The organism is Bacillus solimangrovi, assembly GCF_001742425.1.
In the GTDB taxonomy this organism is placed as follows: Bacteria; Bacillota; Bacilli; order Bacillales; family Bacillaceae_N; genus Bacillus_AV; species Bacillus_AV solimangrovi.
On sequence record NZ_MJEH01000004.1, the window covers coordinates 60,110 to 78,326 of the forward strand.

At 35.8% G+C, this 18,217-nt stretch carries 14 protein-coding genes; 10 read left to right on the forward strand and 4 right to left on the reverse strand.

Going from position 1 to position 18,217, the window contains the following annotated elements:
• Nucleotides 1-101 precede the first annotated feature (101 nt).
• Nucleotides 102-1,010: a chemotaxis protein gene (locus BFG57_RS01930; protein WP_069715778.1), complete on the forward strand. Its 909-nt coding sequence runs from the start codon at nt 102-104 to the stop codon at nt 1,008-1,010.
• A 188-nt stretch (nt 1,011-1,198) separates the two neighbouring features.
• Here BFG57_RS01930 and BFG57_RS01935 read toward each other — a convergent pair whose 3' ends face one another.
• Together BFG57_RS01935 and BFG57_RS01940 are read right to left on the reverse strand one after the other, a co-directional pair.
• Nucleotides 1,199-1,681 (reverse strand): YkyB family protein, encoded by a 483-nt coding sequence (locus tag BFG57_RS01935; protein ID WP_069715779.1) that lies wholly within the window; start codon nt 1,679-1,681, stop codon nt 1,199-1,201.
• Between the two features lie 174 nt (nt 1,682-1,855).
• Nucleotides 1,856-2,449 carry an SCO family protein gene (locus BFG57_RS01940; protein ID WP_175428247.1) on the reverse strand — a complete coding sequence of 198 codons (594 nt, stop codon included), beginning with the start codon at nt 2,447-2,449 and terminating at the stop codon, nt 1,856-1,858.
• 1,163 nt (nt 2,450-3,612) lie between these two features.
• Between BFG57_RS01940 and BFG57_RS01950 the strand changes: the two genes are divergently transcribed.
• Both BFG57_RS01950 and BFG57_RS01955 read left to right on the forward strand, forming a co-directional pair.
• The gene (locus BFG57_RS01950; protein WP_069715781.1) at nt 3,613-5,154 is read left to right on the forward strand and encodes a Ppx/GppA family phosphatase; all 1,542 of its coding nucleotides are present in this window, start codon (nt 3,613-3,615) and stop codon (nt 5,152-5,154) included.
• Nucleotides 5,155-5,431: 277 nt separating this feature from the next.
• Nucleotides 5,432-7,546, forward strand: coding sequence for an RNA degradosome polyphosphate kinase (locus tag BFG57_RS01955; protein ID WP_069715782.1), 2,115 nt, complete (start codon nt 5,432-5,434; stop codon nt 7,544-7,546).
• A gap of 128 nt (nt 7,547-7,674) precedes the next feature.
• On the opposite strand, the gene BFG57_RS19205 is transcribed toward BFG57_RS01955, so the two are convergent.
• Entirely contained in the window at nt 7,675-7,875 is a 201-nt protein-coding gene (locus BFG57_RS19205; RefSeq protein ID WP_069715783.1) for a hypothetical protein, read from the reverse strand.
• A gap of 463 nt (nt 7,876-8,338) precedes the next feature.
• Between BFG57_RS19205 and BFG57_RS01965 the strand changes: the two genes are divergently transcribed.
• The 3 genes from BFG57_RS01965 (at nt 8,339) to BFG57_RS01975 (ending at nt 11,389) form a co-directional block, all read left to right on the forward strand.
• Complete coding sequence (locus BFG57_RS01965) at nt 8,339-8,722, forward strand: fluoride efflux transporter FluC (RefSeq protein ID WP_069715818.1); 384 nt, start codon at nt 8,339-8,341, stop codon at nt 8,720-8,722.
• Nucleotides 8,719-9,090, forward strand: coding sequence for a fluoride efflux transporter CrcB (gene crcB, locus BFG57_RS01970; RefSeq protein ID WP_069715784.1), 372 nt, complete (start codon nt 8,719-8,721; stop codon nt 9,088-9,090). The genes BFG57_RS01965 and crcB overlap by 4 nt, the downstream gene beginning before the upstream one ends.
• A 196-nt stretch (nt 9,091-9,286) precedes the next feature.
• Nucleotides 9,287-11,389: an EAL domain-containing protein gene (locus BFG57_RS01975; RefSeq protein WP_083249015.1), complete on the forward strand. Its 2,103-nt coding sequence runs from the start codon at nt 9,287-9,289 to the stop codon at nt 11,387-11,389.
• Nucleotides 11,390-11,461: 72 nt separating this feature from the next.
• On the opposite strand, the gene BFG57_RS01980 is transcribed toward BFG57_RS01975, so the two are convergent.
• Nucleotides 11,462-12,307: a metallophosphoesterase gene (locus tag BFG57_RS01980; protein WP_245676687.1), complete on the reverse strand. Its 846-nt coding sequence runs from the start codon at nt 12,305-12,307 to the stop codon at nt 11,462-11,464.
• A 440-nt stretch (nt 12,308-12,747) separates the two neighbouring features.
• On the opposite strand from BFG57_RS01980, the gene BFG57_RS01985 reads away from it, so the two are divergent.
• From BFG57_RS01985 to BFG57_RS02000, 4 genes are all read left to right on the forward strand, one after another.
• Entirely contained in the window at nt 12,748-14,598 is a 1,851-nt protein-coding gene (locus BFG57_RS01985) for an SLC13 family permease (protein WP_069715786.1), read from the forward strand.
• A gap of 134 nt (nt 14,599-14,732) precedes the next feature.
• Nucleotides 14,733-15,497, forward strand: coding sequence for a 2,4-dienoyl-CoA reductase (gene fadH / locus BFG57_RS01990; protein WP_069715787.1), 765 nt, complete (start codon nt 14,733-14,735; stop codon nt 15,495-15,497).
• 356 nt (nt 15,498-15,853) lie between these two features.
• On the forward strand, nt 15,854-17,029 hold the full coding sequence (locus tag BFG57_RS01995; protein ID WP_069715788.1) for a pyridoxal-phosphate-dependent aminotransferase family protein: 1,176 nt from the start codon (nt 15,854-15,856) through the stop codon (nt 17,027-17,029).
• 246 nt (nt 17,030-17,275) lie between these two features.
• Complete coding sequence (locus BFG57_RS02000) at nt 17,276-18,145, forward strand: SDR family oxidoreductase (RefSeq protein ID WP_069715789.1); 870 nt, start codon at nt 17,276-17,278, stop codon at nt 18,143-18,145.
• Nucleotides 18,146-18,217 lie beyond the last annotated feature (72 nt).

An 18,217-nucleotide genomic window follows, 5' to 3' on the forward strand; every position in this document is an offset into this window, starting at 1 on the left:
ATTGTTAAATGCTGATAAGCTTTCATAATTTTAGTTTAAAAATTTCATTATACAATTTATAATAGTAAGTAAGATTTTATCTAGGGAAGGACGTAGGGCTCATGGAAAGAACGGACAGAGGTATTTTATTAGAGAGTGGGACCAATGAGTTAGAAATCGTTGAATTTGGAATTGGAAATAATGAGTTCGGTATCAATGTTATTAAAGTAAAAGAAATTATTAATCCTGTTCCTGTTACTGTCGTGCCACATGCGCACCATGCTGTAGAAGGAATCATTCAAATACGTGGTGAAGTTGTGCCGGTTGTGAATATGGCGAAGGTGTTAGGATTCCCAGAATCAGAAGAACCAGAGAAAGATAAGTTTATTGTTTGTGAATTTAATAAAACAAAAATTGTATTCCATGTTCATACGGTTTCACAAATTCATCGTATTTCATGGGATTTAATTGAGAAACCATCAGAGATGTATTCGGGGTTAGAAAGTCAAATTATTGGTGTCATTAAGATGAATGGTAAAATGATCTTAATGCTTGATTATGAGAAGATCGTTGTTGATATTAATCCTGAATCGGGTATTAGCGCTGATCAGCTTAAGAAGCTTGGGCCACGTGATCGTTCTGATAAACGACTAATTGTCGCAGAAGATTCAGCTCTTCTTCGCAAGTTGCTTGAAGAAACGTTAGATGAAGCAGGATATGGTCATGTAGATTTCTTTGAAGACGGTGCTCTTGCGCTTGAGTATTTGGAAAGCCTTATTGATAAAGGTAAGAATCCGAAAGATGAAATTCAGTTAATTATTACAGATATTGAGATGCCGAAAATGGACGGGCATCATTTGACGAGACGATTGAAGGACAATAACGACTTGAAAGATATACCTGTTATTATTTTCTCTTCATTGATTACTGATGATTTACGTCATAAGGGTGAAGTTGTCGGTGCGAATGCTCAAGTGAGTAAGCCAGAAATTGTTGAGCTAGTTGAATTAATTGATAAATTGATCCTATAATTTGAAATGGAAAGCCTTACGTATCATATGCGTAAGGCTTGTTTTATAGATCTACATGCTGTTGCTATTCCATAACGTAAAAAAATAAATGATACCGTAACTGAATGTTCTAGTAGTAGTTAATATCAATAAGGACATAATAATAGCTACTGCCCCTCTATCATAAGAGGTCCAGTAGCTATTATTAATTAAAAATAGGAATCTCCGAGTTTTTTGAAGACTGGTTTTTCATAAGCACGTGGCTTTGATTGAGATTTTGGATTTTGAGTAGGGGGTTTCATCCCAGTGTACGATTGTAGGATACGTTTTGCCATGGAAAGTGACATGCGTGTTTTCGGATTTCGATAAGATTGGTTTGCGTCACCAAGGTGTGGAAGTTGCTTGAAGTCTTCTTTAGAAGGAGGCATATGGAAGTAATAGTCGCCAACTGATACAAGCAAATCTGAGCGCTGCAGGCTATTTTTCGGGTTTTGAGAAAAATGAAGTCCGCATTTTGTCGCTTTGCCTTCTACAATTAATTTCTCCAACGCTTTTTTCTTTAAAAGATATAGGAACTTCGGATCGGGCGCTGTTTTTGCATGACGGTTCACGGTGAAAAGCGCTTGAGCAAGGTTTGATACTGTAAGCTGAATAGGTTGTGTTACTCTTCGCTCATCCGTTCGTTTATGCATTTTAATGAACTCCTTTCTATTTATTTTAATATATTCCATCCCCTTGAATATATTAGTTTGATTATAAACATATTCATAGAAAAAAACAAGGAATCAAGAAAATTGCGCAAATTCAAAATATAATTGGTTGGAAAAATAAAAAGTGTCTGCTCAACTATGAACAGACACTTTTTATTAACGAATTGTTTTTATATCTGCAATGATTTGCTCAAATGGAACATCTAAACCGCTATAATCACGGACGACGATCCCCTCTTGATTAACAAGATAGAAGCTGGTGCCATGCCAAACTTGATCTTCTCCTTCAGGTTTTTCAACTAATGCCTTGAACGATTTCAATGCAAGAGTTTTAACTTCATCAAGTTTGTATCCTGTTAGAAAATCCCAATTCGAGTAATCAACACCAAATTTATCGCCGAATTCTTGTAACATTTGTGGTGTATCAACTTCTGGATCTACACTGAATGAAACGATACGCACATCTTCCATACCTTCTTCTTTCAGTTTAACTTGAAGTTTATTCATATTTGCTGTCATCGGTGGGCATACTGTATCGCAATTTGTAAATATAAAATCGGCTAACCAAACAGTCCCTTTAAGATCTTCTAATGATACTGGATTATTTGCTTGGTTCGTGTATGTAAAGTCTTCAACTTTCCAATTGTTTGGCTCTTCAAGAGTCTTTTCACTATTACTACAAGCAGATAAAATGGTTATTAATAAGAGCACAAAAAGCATTCCTGTATACTTCTTTTTCAAAAGTATCATCCTTTCTTCGATAGAAAATTTATGGTTACAATTAGCATTCAAATTTGATTTTATCACACTATATTATGCTAAGTGTGTCAACTTTTTAACAATAACACTATCTAAAACTAAATATCTAATCCACCGTTGTATCTAAGTTAATCGCTCCATGAGGAAAAGTGTGAATAAAGAGCTATATTATGCTTAATGGCTTCTGTTTAAAACACAAAATGTAATCAGCCATATTTTATTGGATAACATCAAAAACAGAGCTTGAAATAGTTCCAAGCTCTTTACTAATTTGTATGATATCAATTTTGAACAGGTGAGATTATCCCTGAAATTAGTAAAATAAAAAACACGAACCCAATGGAGAAAAATATTATCGAAGAAGTGAATACAGGTCCTCTTCTAAATACAAATGTTTCCCTTTTTTGAATAATCCCTGTTTGTGCATTGGCTTGTGAAGAACTAAAATCTGAAACAATTCCTCCGCTGCTTGAAAAATAAAAACTAATAGCAGCAAAAGCAATGCCAGTGAAAAACATTAACTCAATAAACCTTACAGAAAATTTAGAGGCAACGACAAACGTTAACACTACCTCTACTACAAAAGTTACTAATAAAATGATTAAATCTTTCGTGCGAATGACCTTCTCCTCCTTTAAAGATAATGTACCCTATAACTACAGATTAGCATATTTTTACTATTATTATAAAAAAAGTTAATTTAACTATACCAATAATTGTCTTTACCAATCTATTTTTCTCTTTTTACAAGAAAATCTTAGAGAATCATGAGTAATCCATAAAAAACAACTTGATAATGTCGATGTCCGTTGTAGATTTGTAATATAATATGAACGCTATTTAGGCTGTTAATAAGCATGAGAAATTAAATTTCCCTTTTCAAAATGAAAGCTATAAACATAAAACATGTTTCCGTTTTATTGTTGCTGAAAGAAGTTTCGTCGATTGAACAAATTCTATTTTGGATAAAATAATGAAAAAAATACGAGTTTTTTGATAATATAGATTGAAGATTTACGGGTGAGAGGACCTTGGTTTTACCCTTATGGTATAAATGTAAGTAATTAAAGGGTTGGTTCAACTAACGATTAGTGAAAAATGAAGAAAAGCTCAACTGATGGAAGTTTCACTTTATTACATAGAGAAAAGGATGAATGAGATTGGCAGATACTTATGGCGTCATTGATATCGGTTCAAATACAATACGCTTTGCTATATATAAACACGAGAAAGCTGGCCCATTTCGTGAGGTTGATAATATCAAAACTGTTGCACGTCTTCGCAACTATTTAGATGATCATGATTGTCTCACTGAAGAAGGAATAGAAGTACTAGTGAATACGATAAAAAGCTATCAAGACATCGCTACTTATCATAACATTAAGAATGTAAAAGGAGCTGCGACAGCGACAATTCGTCGTGCAAAAAATCAAGCTGAGATTCTTAAAAAAATTAAAGAAGTTGTGTCATTTGATATTCAAGTATTTTCAGAATATGAAGAAGCCTATTATGGTTTTCTTGCTGTTGTGAATTCGATGGATATTGAAAATGGAATTACGATTGATATAGGTGGTGGAAGTACAGAAGTAACGTTGTTCAAAAATCGTACACTTAAGAAATATCATAGCTTCCCGTTTGGTGCATTGTCATTAAAACGACGGTTTGTGAAAGGTGAGATGCCAACGAAGCAAGAACGTGAAGCCATTCGTTCGTTCTTGAAGGAGCAGTTCCAGTCACTTGATTGGTTGAGAGATAAGAGATTACCAGTAATAGGGATTGGTGGGAGTGCACGAAATATGGCACAAGTCCATCAAGCAATGATTACATACCCAATGGGTGGGTTACATCAGTATGAAATGAACTTTTCACAAATCGAAGATGTATTTAATCATATGAAAGATCTTGATTTTGATCAAATGCGTCGAGTTGAAGGTTTAAGTGAAGACAGGGCAGATATTATTGTTCCGGCAATACAAGTATTTCGTGAAATTTATGAAATTTCATCAGCGTCATCATTTATTTTAAGTCGAAAAGGTCTAAGAGATGGTATCTTCTATGAGGAATTGTTAAAACCTCATAAATTAATTGCTTTCCCAGACGTACTAGAAGAGAGCTTATTTGAACTAATGTTTGAGTACGATATGAATGTGAATAGTTCATTACAACGATTCAAACTTGCAAAGAAACTGCTTAATCAAATGAATGAGCTTGGCATAAGTGATATTTCAGTAGAAGAATTGACGCTGTTGAGAAGTGCTTCACGTGTATTTTATTTAGGTGATTACATTGATTCTGAGTCTGGAAGTCAACATACATTTTACGTATTAGCAAATCGAACAATTGATGGTTTAAATCATATTGATCGTCTTAAACTAGCACTTGTAGCATCGTATAAATCAAAAGCTGTTTTCAAACAGTATCTTGAGACATACGACCACATTATAACGAACGAAGAACAGAGAAACCTGCGTTTGTTAGGTGCAACATTGAAAGTTGCAGCAGCGTTAAATGAAACGAAGCGGGAGATTGTGAAAAATCTTCGAACAGAATTACATGAAGGTACTCTTCATATTCATGTAACACATGAGGGGCAAATAACAGCAGAAGCATACGCAACAAGCAAACAGAAGAAACATTTAGAAAAAGTATTGAAGTTACCTGTAACTTTTCATTTTCATCCGAAATCAAAAGTCTAATAAAAATGTGAACCTTATTAGACCAGAGATTTGTTTATCTTCTATTGAAAGTTAGTTATCAGATTATAGTTGTATAGAGAATTGCTAAAAATCTTAGACGTTATCATACGTCTAAGATTTTTTACATACAATTTACAATAGATTCAGCATCCTTTTGTTAAAATAGGCTTAAAATAGAGAACCGATAGTTTCGCTATACAAATAAATTTAATACAATTTTCTTAATATTGTATTAAAATAGATAGTATAAGAGATAGAACTTGAAGGGGGAGCACAGATGGACAATAATGATGTGAAAGTAGTGGAGCTAAGTAATAAAGCACATTACAATAATCGTGAGTTGAGTTGGCTTGCGTTTAACGAACGAGTTTTACAAGAAGCGATTGATTCATCAAACCCATTAGGGGAAAGATTTAAGTTCCTTGCTATCTTTTCTTCTAACTTAGATGAGTTTTTTATGGTTCGTGTCGCAGGGTTGAAAGATCAAGTGAAAGCAGAATTTAATAAACCTGAGAATAAGGCTGGTATGACACCGAAGCAACAGCTCGCTGAAATTTCGAGAATGAACCATGAACTTGTCTGTCAGCAATATGAGACATATTCACATGACCTATGGTCTGAATTAGAAGAAGAACAAATCTATATGGTATCCATGAAAGAAGTGAATACTTCTCAATACAATTTTTTAGAGAGAACTTTCAACGATCATATTTTTCCTGTCTTAACCCCAATGGCAATTGATGCTTACCGTCCATTTCCAATGTTATTAAATAAGAGCTTAAACCTCGGAATTAAGCTTGAGGATCCAACCGAAGATGATATTGAGCAGAAGGAAAAGTTTGCGATTGTCCAAGTTCCAAGTGTTCTCGACCGTTTTATTGAACTTCCTAGTGATGGAACAAGTCGTCAATTTATTATGCTTGAAGATGTAATTGGGCATTTCATTCATCACCTATTTGAAGGATTTGAAGTAAAATCTGTGTCACAATTTCGAATTACACGTAACGCAGATATGACGATCCATGAAGAGGGTGCTAGAGATTTACTAAAAGAAATAGAGAAGGAATTGAAGAAGCGAAAATGGGGGGCAGCTGTTCGTTTAGAAATACGCAAAGATAATATTGAACCTTCCTTGTTGCAATTTCTACTTAATGTGTTAGAAATTCATGAGAAAGATGTTTATCATATTCACGGGCCACTTGACTTAACATTTTTATTTAAATTTCACAAAGTTATGGCGGTAAATAAAGAACACTTGTTATTTCAAACGTTGATTCCACAACCTCCAAAGGACCTTCAAGATCAAGATGATATTTTTGAGGTTGCTTCTCGAAAAGATATCTTTTTGCATCACCCTTATGAATCGTTTCATGCGGTCGTTGATTTTATTGATGATGCGGCAGATGATCCTGATGTATTAGCCATTAAGCAAACGCTATATCGTGTAAGTGGTGATTCACCTATTATTGAGGCTCTGAAAAAGGCTGCTGAAAATGGCAAGCAAGTGACTGTTCTCGTAGAATTGAAAGCACGTTTTGATGAAGAGAACAACGTTCAATGGGCGAAAGCGTTAGAGAAGGCAGGCTGTCACGTTATTTATGGTATGAACTACTTGAAGACACATAGTAAAATCACCCTAGTAGTGCGTAAAAAAGAAGGGAAAATCGAACGCTTTGTTCATTTAGGGACGGGAAATTACAATGATGTAACAGCCGACTTTTATACAGATATGGGCATTATTACGTCACGAACACAATTTGGTGAAGATGCTACAAATTTCTTTAATTACTTAAGTGGATATATGGAAAAGCCAGCATTTCATCATTTATCAGTTGCTCCCTTTGATATTCGGACAGACTTTATTGAACTTATAAATAAAGAAATTCAATTTCATAACCAGTATGGAAATGGGCGTATTATCTTAAAAATGAATTCATTAACTGATAAGAGTCTCATTATGAAATTGTATGATGCGTCAAGAGCAGGTGTAAAGATTGATCTAATCGTCAGAGGGATTTGTTGCCTTCGGACTGGTATTAAAGGAATTAGTGATAATATAACCGTTAGAAGCATTGTTGGTCGATTCTTAGAACATAGTAGAATCTATTATTTCTATCATAATGGACAAGAGAAATACTTCTTATCCTCGGCAGATATGATGACGAGAAATATGATCAAACGTGTTGAAATCTTGTTCCCAATTTATTCAGATGAAATCAAAAACAGCATTAAAAAAATACTTCAAATTTCATTAGAAGATAACGTCAAAGCTCGTGTTCAAACAGAGAATGGTGTGTACCAATATGTACAACGTAAGTCAGGTGAAAAGCAAGTAAACAGTCAAATGTTGCTATATGACATGGCTTATATGGTAGGCGAAGATGAGGAATAATAAAAAAACAAATACCTTCTGCATCAATTGTGCAGAGGTATTTGTTTTTTTGTTACAGTAAGAAAAATGTAAGCTTAGACTGTTGACTGTAAAATAACGAAGTTTTCGTAGCATATTCATGCCATTAATCAGTAAGGACCATAAGAGTTGTACGGTCTGTAATATGGATAAGATTGGTAAGGTGAGTAGTATGAATAAGGCTGATAATAAGGATAACCTCCATATCCCCCATATCCTCCATACCCACCAAATAAGAATGGACTAACTGCAAGACCTGCTAAAAATGGGAAGATTGGAAACTGTCTGTGGTCGTCATATACATAATGCATACAATTGCCTCCTCAATATCTATCTGTCTGTCTTACACCTATACAGATGTTCTATTACTTACTAGGCGTTTATAGTGCATCATATGTTGAAAATAATTAAATGGAGCAGGTCCGATAATTTGTCACTAAGGCTCCACATTCAATACATAAAAGTGATTTAGGTATTAGTTCGATTAATATATGTATAAGAAGCAAATTTGTTCGTGAAGGTTCGGGTGAAAATAGTTATTTTACATGCTCAATACGTTTCGTTAAAATGATTGTAATTCTGAAAAAATATATTTTTTATACTGTCTAACATATTTTCGGGATCTATGAGTTTTTTTAAAAAGTCTATGGGAAATTGTACTCGTAACATTGGATTAACTTGTTGTTATGAGCCTCATGTAACTCGATTTTCTTCTTTTGAACACGCAATATAAGTTAAAGAAAGGATATAGAAACTATGCAACTAGCTCATGAAATGAAATTGAGTGTCGCAGTATTATTGGGTGGTGCGTCAGGGGCTGTTCTGCGGCTATTTGTGAACACACAAATGACATTTTCACAATTTCCATTCGCAACATTTACAGAAAATATTAGTGGGAGCTTTTTATTAGGATGCTTAACTGGAATTGCATTCAATAGTAACCTACCAGAATGGGTTAGAGTAGGGATTGGTACAGGCTTTTGTGGAGGGTTTACGACGATGTCAACCTTTGCTGCTGATAGCATTACTTTGTGGCAAACATCCTCAACAGCTACCATCATTTATATCGGTTCTTCTGTTGCTGGTGGATTGACTGCTGCAATGATTGGAATAATGGTAGGACTTAAGCTTTCATTCATATGGAGGAAGGTATCATGAACTTAGTTTTCATAACTGCATTTGGAGGTGCAATTGGGGCTTGGTTCCGGTTTCTAATCGGTACTTTTATTTCGAAGAGATTCTCAAGGTTACCTGTTGCGATGATACTTGTTAATGTAATTGGAGCATTTGGATTAGGGGTTTATACGGGGAGTTATTTGAATAGTGATCTAGTAGTAAATGAAAGTATGTTACACCATTTTATAGGGATTGGATTTTTTGGTGCATTTACAACATTTTCTACATTTTCTGTTGAAGCTGTTCAACTCCTTCAACAGAAGAAAACTAAATCAGCGCTCATCTATATGGTAAGTACAATTTTTGGAAGCATTCTCTTATTTTCGTTTGGGGTACTATGTGTCATATGAATGAAGTTATTGTAAATTTTAGTGTGACAATATAAGAAATACTAGAATAATCTTTGGCACTTAAATGAAATGATGATAAAATATGCTATATAGTTTAAATATTTTGATGTTTTACTTATTTTTAGTAGTGTCCATTTAACCTTAGAAGGTTTTGTATGTACGTAAAGAATGTTTTCTAATAGAGGATGCGGTGAATATGGAAAGGATTCAGGAATTATTAAAAAGTGAGTCACAACTGTTTTCTAAAGGAAATTTAGAAAAGGTTATTCAGCGTGTTATTTTTGATTCTGTACAAGATATGATCTTCCTAATGAAAGTAGAAGAAGGACCTACGTTCAAGTATGCTGCTGTTAATCAAGCTGTATTGGAAAACACAAATGTACCAAAAGACTGTGTAGGTAAGTATCTTCATGATGTTCTATCTGAAGAAGTTTTAGAAACAATTCTAGGTAACTATGAAAAGGTTACAAAAGAAAAGGTATCATGTTCATTTCAAGATAAAATAACTTTAAATAACGGTAAAACGATATACGGTGAGTCGATATTAACACCGATTGTTGATGATGATGATGTTTGTCAATACGTCATCTCTGTAACGAGAGATATCACTGTGATGGTAGAAGAGAAAATTAGAATGGATGAAAACGAACAGCGTTATCGTTCGCTGTTTGATTATAATATGGATGCAATTATATCGTTAGATGAGAGGGGACGTTTTTTAAATGCCAATCCATCTACCCAAGATATAACTGGTTATACAGAAAAAGAGTTGTTAAATCGTTCCATACAAAGCTTGATCTATGATGATGATCAAGGTTATTTTGAGCGGATTTTTCATCGTACGTTATCAGGAGATAAAGAGACATTAACATGTCGGATTATCCATAAAAAAGGAATGGTTCACTATATTCAAATGGTTACAGTTCCAATAGTAATTAATGAGAATATAACAGGGATCTATATCATTGCTAGAGATATAACTGAGAGACGTAAGAATGAACTTACGATTGAGCGCCTTGCTTATTACGATGACTTAACAGGTGTTATGAATCGAACCTCTCTTATAAAGGATTTGTCTCAAGCAGTGAAAAAGGGGAAGAAATTTAATCAAAATTTTGCACTCATGTACTTAGATCTGGATCGTTTCAAATTGTTAAATGATACGATGGGGCACAATGTAGGTGATTTGTTATTAAAGAAAGTAGCTAATCGAATTTTAAACATTGTGAGAAATAGTTCAGCCGTCTTTCGTCAAGGTGGTGATGAATTCATTATTATTTTACGTGGAGCTAACCATAAAAAGTCTGAAGAGGTTGCAAAAAAAATTGTTGAATCGTTTAATAAGCCTTTTCTGTTAAATAGAAAAGAAGTCTATATCACATCAAGTATCGGAATCTCACTGTTCCCAAAAGACGGTGAAACTGAAAATGAGCTCATTCAAAATGCAGATACCGCACTTTACCAAGTGAAGCAAAGTGGGAAAAATCATTATCGATTCTATTCTGAAGAGATGGTAAAAGGAACTCCTCGCACATTATTACTTGAAACAGAGTTGCGTAAGGCTGTCTTAGCTAACGAATTCATCTTATTCTATCAACCTCAAGTGAACATTCAAACGAATGAGGTTGAAAGCTTTGAAGCATTGATTCGTTGGGAAAGTCCTGAGTTTGGATTCGTCTCACCTGGTGAATTTATTCCACTTGCAGAGGAGACAGGATTAATCATTCCGATCGGTCGTTGGGTTATTCATGAGGTTTGTCGCCAACTTGCTGAGTGGAAAAAGGAAGGTTTCCCGTTGGCAACAATCGGATTGAACTTATCAACGCGCCAGTTTCAACAGGCAGATCTCGTTGAAATGATTGAAGAAGCTATCCATACGCATGATATAGACCCAAAGTATCTTGATATTGAAATTACCGAAGGTGCAATGTATGATGCTCGTGAAGCGGTCCACGTATTAAATCAATTAAAGGCTCTTGGTGTGAAGGTATCAATCGATGATTTTGGAACAGGTTATTCGTCGCTTGCACACTTAAAGCATTTTCCAATTGACACATTGAAAATTGATAAATCATTCATCCATGATTTGCTTTCTGATAAAGATAGTGAAGCGATTGTATCGACGATCTTACATATGGCGAGAGTATTAGATATGGATGTTGTTGCTGAAGGTGTTGAGACGATGGAGGAAGTGCAATTTTTGAAACAGAAAAAATGTGAAAAGGCTCAAGGCTTTTATTATAGTCGTCCAGTGCCTGCTCAAAAGGTTGAAGAAATTTATTTTCAAACCCAATCTTAATAGAGTTCATCATACAAAAGAAGTTGAATACATGAAGCAAGAAGCCGTGGCATCTAGTCACGGCTTCTTATTTTAAGATGCTTCTGATCTTTTTAATGTGAAAATTGTTATTTCTGGTATAGATAAAAAGCGATATGGCTCACGTGTAGTACCAATACCTCGATTGACATATAGCTTCTTCTCATTATCGGCATGGTCATACCAGCCTTCATAATATTTCTTTGCACCAGGTGGTGTGTACAATGGACCAAGGAAGGGGAGTTGTACTTGTCCTCCATGACTATGACCAGATAATTGAGTATGGAAGTGAAAACTACCAAGATGAGCAAAAATATCTGGCTCATGAGCTAGTAATATTGCGAAATCTTCTTCAGTTACGTTTTGTAAAGCTAATTCAGGTTTTGGATGTCCAAGCATGGCATCATCAATTCCACCTATGATAATGCGTTCCCCAAGTGTGTTATAGATATCTACACGTTCATTCATTAGTAATTGAAAATCTGATTGCTCGTATACTTTCTTCATAATTTCTGTACCATATCCACCGTGGTCATGGTTTCCAAATATAGCATATTTACCTAAAGGTGCTTGAATAGCTGAAAGAATCGGACTTATTTGATCTAACTGGTCATAGTTATTTGGTTCATCGACTAAGTCGCCAGTGAATAAAACGAGGTCACATGATTGTTCATTGATTTTCTCAACGAGTCGTTTGAACTGATCGAGTGTATAGTTGTGACCGATATGTGTATCGCTAAATTGAAGAATTCGTAGTCCATCAAAGCTTTCAGGTATTTGAGGCGCAACAATTTTTTCTAAATTCGTTCGAATGAGTCGAGGTTCGATATAGCGTGCATATACATAAGTTCCACCCGTTAAAATAATGGTATTTATTAATAGTTTAAAAGATCGTTTCATGAAGTTACGTCGGTTCATAGTATCTACCAATCCTTATATTGAAGTTTTTCATTGTATCAAGTGACTCTCTCTGGAGTCCGCACTATATTTTAGAATAGTTAATGAATTTTGAGTGGGAATGAAGTAAGCCCTCTTTTGATGACAGACTATAAAACATTTCTTAGTCGTCTACGTATCCTTGCATACTTTGAAAACACAATTAATTATTCAAGAAAAGATCTTATTAATCTATGTTTCAATGTTTAAGAGGATAACCCTTCAATAAACATTACACGATAACTAAAAGTTTATCTATATAGACAGAAAGAAAAATCATGTCCTTTTAAGAAAATAACGGATTGATAGGAATTTTTTTCTGTAAAATATAGGGTGAATGGCAGGAACGGTGTATAGTGGTAATGAATTAACTTCAATATGCTGAGAAAATCTGGGGTGATATAATGAATCAGCCGATGATCATGACATTTGTAATTTTAGCTGTTACAACGCTATTTTTTATTAATGGAAAGTTTAGAACGGACGCTGTTGCGGTCGGTTCAATGCTGACACTCGTTTTGTTTGGCATCATTACTCCGACTGAAGCATTGAGTGGATTTTCCAATTCGATCGTGATTATGATTGCGGGATTGTTTGTCGTTGGGGCTGGGATTTTTCGGACGGGTCTTGCAAAATTAATCGGTAAGCAATTATTGAAACTAGCAGGGAAAAATGAAACGAAACTCTTAATTGTCGTTATGCTTGTTGTAGGTATATTTAGCGGGTTTATGAGCAATACGGGGACAGTTGCCGTATTGTTGCCAGTTGTACTTAGTTTAGCGCTAGAAATGAAGGTAAGCCCTTCAAAGTTTCTTATTCCGCTTGCGTATGCGAGTAGTCTTGGAGGTGTATTAACGCTCATAGGTACACCTCCGAATCTCGTCGTTAGTCAAACATTAAAAGACTATAATTATGAGGGACTTGCATTTTTTGATTTTACAATCATTGGATTAGTCGCATTAATTACAGGTTTATTGTTTATGGTGACAGTAGGAAAGAGACTGTTACCTGACTATAAGGTGACTGGAAGTGGAAAAGACCATATTTCTCCAGAACAGCTGGCTGGATATTATAAGTTACAAGATGAATTGTTTTGCGTACGTGTCTTACCTGAGTCGAGCATAGTTGGAAAGACGCTCGCACAATTAAAAGTCCGTGAACGGTATCATCTAACAGTAGTTGAGATTGACCGTCGAGAAGGTGAACGTTTTTCGTTAATTCAGCAGATGCGACGTCGATCAGCAGCATCTAAAAGTGAGTTTCACGTCGATGATATTTTGTTTCTGCTTGGTAAGAAGGGACAGGTCCATCAGTTTGCTGATGAAAACGGGTTAGCATTTGAAGCTGTTAAACCAACTGATCGAACGAATCGTCTCGTTTCTAAAGAGCTTGGATTGACCGAAATCATTATTAGTGCACATTCCGATTTTATTAATCGAACCGTAGCGGAGTTGAACTTTCGTGAAATCTATCAGCTAAACGTCTTGGCTATTAATAGACGTGGGAAATATATTCGTGGTGATTTGATTCATGAGAAGCTGCGTTTTGGAGATGCTCTGCTTGTTCATGGAGAATGGCGTCAAATTGAGTTGCTCGGAAATGATAGTTCTAACGTTATTTTAACAAACTCAATTGAAGATGATGCAAGCAATGCTTTTGCAAAGGGGAAAGCACCTATTGCATTGGCAATCATGGTATTTATGCTCATATTAATGACGTTTAATATTGTATCAAGTGTAATTGCGGTTATGATTTCTGCCTTTCTTATGCTTGTAACAGGATGTTTGCGAAATATGGATGAGGCATATCGAAATATTAATTGGGAGTCTGTTGTGTTAATAGCCGCAATGCTTCCGATGGCAACCGCCCTCGAAAAAACAGGAGGGGTAGAGCTCATCTCGAATAGCTTAGTTACTTCCCTTGGAGGGTTTGGCCCAACGGCAGTAATGGCTGGTTTTTATATCGTGACGATGATTTTAAGTCAATTTATAAGTAATACAGCAACAGCTGTTATCTTCGCACCAATCGCAATTACAGCATCAGTAAGTATGGGAGTTAGTCCTTATCCGCTCTTGTTATCAGTATCTGTTGCAGCAAGTATGGCGTTTGCTACACCAGTTGCTTCTCCGACCAATGCACTTGTGCTTACAGCTGGTGGCTATCAGTTCAAGGATTTTGTCAAAGTTGGTGTACCGTTACAAGTGGTCATCATGATCGTTATGATGTTTACAATTCCACTTGTGTATCCATTTTAATAATGTATTATCGTAAGAAACCGCATGCTCGTTCTCGCATACGGTTTTTTACTGGATAATGTTTCTTTTTATTCTATTATCATGCTATAATTAAATGAGTGAATATTCATTCATTTTTTATTAGGAGGGCTAACATGAATAATGAAGTAGTAATTGTTACAGGCGGATCAAACGGTATGGGGAAATATATGGCAAAAGAGTTTGCTTCTCAAGGTGCAAAGGTTGTCATCACTGGTAGAAACTTAGAAAGATTAGAAGCAGCTAAACAAGAAATTGAACAAACTGAAGGACAGGTTCTTACAGTTCAAATGGACGTTCGAAATACAGATGATATTGAAAGAATGTTAAAAGAATCAGTGGATGCATTCGGTAAAGTAACTGCTCTAGTAAACAATGCAGCTGGTAATTTTGTCGTACCTGCTGAAAAATTATCTGTAAACGGTTGGAATTCTGTAATTGATATCGTACTAAATGGTACATTCTATTGTTCTAATATTCTAGGAAACTATTGGATTGAGAATGGTATAAAAGGAAAAATCACTAACATTGTCGCTACATATGCATGGGATGCAGGTCCTGGTGTTATTCATTCGGCAAGTGCAAAAGCAGGTGTGTTAGCTATGACACGTACGCTTGCGGTTGAATGGGGTAGACAGTATGGCATTCGTGTTAACGCGATTGCACCTGGTCCAATCGAGCGTACTGGTGGAGCGGAGAAACTGTTTACATCAGAAAAGGCAGCGAAACGTACACTAGCAAGTATTCCGCTAGGTCGTCTCGGTACTCCAGAAGAGATTGGGAAATTAGCAGCTTTCATTTTCTCTGATGATGCTGCATATATGAATGGTGAATGCCTAACGTTAGATGGCGGTCAGCACTTAAATCAGTATCCGTTTTAATCGATAAGAGGTAGCTTGAGGTTCTAACTTCGAGCTATCTCTTTTCCTATTAGAATTGAACGAATAATAATGATATGTTCTTGTAATGAGATTGTGACCATTTCATGTCATTCGTTGTAGTAAGAACAGGAGTCGTTTCATCTTTGTTTAATTGATGCAGGAATCGGATAATAGCTTGTATAAAGTATTAAATGAAACTTTTAGGTGTAGTAGTTTTTCTCAATATCCATAGCTTGTATGAATTTTACTAAGTAATCTATTACTACTACTTATTTTTTGTGAAGACAGATGTAATAATGATTATTTAATAAATTATTTATGATAATTGGCAAAGATAAAATGAGGAGTTGATAGAAATGAATCAATTAAATCCACCAAGTCGTTTGCTCATGGGTCCTGGACCTAGTAATGCTGCACCAGAGGTGTTACGTGCGATGTCAACGCCGTTGCTTGGACATCTAGATCCTGCTTTCTTACATATTATGAATGAAACGATGGACTTGTTAAGAACGGTGTATCAAACAGATAATAAAGTAACATTAGCGATGTCTGGCACAGGAAGTGCTGGAATGGAGACTTTGTTTGTGAATCTTGTTGAACCAGATGATAAGGTCATAATTTGTGTTAATGGTTTATTTGGACATCGTATGGTTGATGTCGCATCGAGATGTGGGGCAGAGGTTATCGAAGTTCACGCTCCTTGGGGTGAGATTATCCAACCTGAAGATGTTAAGCGAACTTTATCCAAACATCCTGAAGTGAAGCTTGTCGGTATTGTCCATGCTGAGACATCTACAGGTGTGAAACAACCGCTTGATGAGATTAGTACAATTGTACATGAACACGATGCACTCTTAGTAGCAGATATGGTCACATCACTAGGTGGTTCGCCAACTGAAATTGATAAAATAGGTGTCGATGCTGCTTATAGCGGAACACAAAAATGTCTAAGTATCCCACCAGGCCTTGCTCCAGTCACGTTGAATGATCGCGCTGTTGAAGTGATCTCAAATCGAAAGACGAAGGTTCAAAGCTGGTATCTAGATTTATCGATGATTCAAAATTATTGGAGTGATGAACGATTCTATCATCACACTGCTCCAATCTCGATGATCTACGCTTTACGAGAAGGTTTACGTCTTATCGTAGACGAAGGTTTAGAGAACGTGTATGCACGTCATGAACGATATGGACGGGCATTACAAGCAGGGTTAGAAGCATTAGGGCTAGAGCTTGTTGTGAAAAATGCGCAACATCGTTTGTGTCAATTAACATCAGTGAAAGTACCTGAAGGCTTCGATGAGGCAAATGGTAGAAAATACCTCCTTGATGAGTATGGGTTAGAATTTGGAGGAGGACTTGGAGAACTGAAAGGAAAGGCGTGGCGAATAGGACTTATGGGTTATAATGCGAATTGGCGAAATGTCACATTTGCATTAGCCGCACTTGAAAATTCACTTCGCACTCAAGGGTTGGAAGTTAACCAAGGTGCTGGTATTGCTGCGGCACAATCAGCATTACAAAACTTATAAAAATTTGATGAGCACCTGTCAATTTGGCAGGTGTTTATGTATGTAGGTAGGAATCAAACTATGCACACGTTCACACATCAGTTGTTTTACTATGAAATGATAAAAAGATAACGTATAACAACTTAGCATGGGTACATAGTTTATAAAATGTTCATGTTGATTGTTCTTGATTGGGGTTTACCTTCTGTAGCATTCGGTTAGATTGTTAACAATTAAACGAAGCTCGCTAAGGAGGAAATAATCACGATGACAAAAGAACAATTTTACCCACATGGACAGCCTGCACAACATTTAAAAAAGCAACCAGGTGAAGAAGATGCAATGACACCTAAGCCAATTTATAAGGATAGTGATTATAAAAGTGGTGACAGACTATTAAATAAAGTTGCACTTATAACAGGTGGTGATAGCGGGATTGGTAGAGCTGTTGCGATCCATTATGCGAAGGAAGGTGCAAATGTAGCGATCGTATATTTAGATGAGGATCATGATGCACAGCAAACGAAAAAAGAGGTAGAAGCGGAAGGGAAAGAGTGTTTACTCATTAGAGGTGACCTCGGTAATGAATCGTTTTGTCAAGATGTAGTGAAACAAACGCTTAATAAGTTTGGTAAATTAGATATTTTAATTAACAATGCAGGAGAACAACATCCACAGCAAAATTTTGAAGACATTACATCAGCACAAATGGAGAAGACGTTTCGAACAAATGTGTTCGCGGCATTTTATTTAACAAATGCTTCACTACCACATTTGAAGGAAGGTAGTACAATCATTAATACGGCTTCAATTACTGCTTATCAAGGACATCCAACATTAATTGATTATTCATCTACAAAAGGCGCACTCGTTTCCTTTACTCGTTCACTTTCGACATCACTTGCGAGCAAAGGAATTCGTGTAAACGCTGTTGCACCAGGACCAATTTGGACACCACTCATTCCTTCTACATTTCCAGAAGATCAAGTTCAAACATTTGGAACAAATACACCGATGGGGAGAGCTGGTCAGCCAGAAGAATTAGCTCCAAGTTATGTATTTTTAGGCTCTGATGAATCTTCTTACATAACAGGACAAACGATTCATGTAAATGGTGGAACAATTTTAAATGGATAAAAATAACTGTATTATTTACATTTAAATAAGTTAATTAAGCTGATGCAATTTATTTACATGTGTCAGCTTTTT

Bases quoted from the DNA above. Each gene is read 5' to 3' on its own strand.
- BFG57_RS01930 (WP_069715778.1), top strand. From the start codon at position 102: ATGGAAAGAACGGACAGAGGTATTTTATTAGAGAGTGGGACCAATGAG.
- BFG57_RS01935 (WP_069715779.1), bottom strand. From the start codon at position 1,681: ATGCATAAACGAACGGATGAGCGAAGAGTAACACAACCTATTCAGCTT.
- BFG57_RS01940 (WP_175428247.1), bottom strand. From the start codon at position 2,449: ATGATACTTTTGAAAAAGAAGTATACAGGAATGCTTTTTGTGCTCTTA.
- BFG57_RS01950 (WP_069715781.1), top strand. From the start codon at position 3,613: ATGAGATTGGCAGATACTTATGGCGTCATTGATATCGGTTCAAATACA.
- BFG57_RS01955 (WP_069715782.1), top strand. From the start codon at position 5,432: ATGGACAATAATGATGTGAAAGTAGTGGAGCTAAGTAATAAAGCACAT.
- BFG57_RS19205 (WP_069715783.1), bottom strand. From the start codon at position 7,875: ATGCATTATGTATATGACGACCACAGACAGTTTCCAATCTTCCCATTT.
- BFG57_RS01965 (WP_069715818.1), top strand. From the start codon at position 8,339: ATGAAATTGAGTGTCGCAGTATTATTGGGTGGTGCGTCAGGGGCTGTT.
- crcB (WP_069715784.1), top strand. From the start codon at position 8,719: ATGAACTTAGTTTTCATAACTGCATTTGGAGGTGCAATTGGGGCTTGG.
- BFG57_RS01975 (WP_083249015.1), top strand. From the start codon at position 9,287: ATGGAAAGGATTCAGGAATTATTAAAAAGTGAGTCACAACTGTTTTCT.
- BFG57_RS01980 (WP_245676687.1), bottom strand. From the start codon at position 12,307: ATGAAACGATCTTTTAAACTATTAATAAATACCATTATTTTAACGGGT.
- BFG57_RS01985 (WP_069715786.1), top strand. From the start codon at position 12,748: ATGAATCAGCCGATGATCATGACATTTGTAATTTTAGCTGTTACAACG.
- fadH (WP_069715787.1), top strand. From the start codon at position 14,733: ATGAATAATGAAGTAGTAATTGTTACAGGCGGATCAAACGGTATGGGG.
- BFG57_RS01995 (WP_069715788.1), top strand. From the start codon at position 15,854: ATGAATCAATTAAATCCACCAAGTCGTTTGCTCATGGGTCCTGGACCT.
- BFG57_RS02000 (WP_069715789.1), top strand. From the start codon at position 17,276: ATGACAAAAGAACAATTTTACCCACATGGACAGCCTGCACAACATTTA.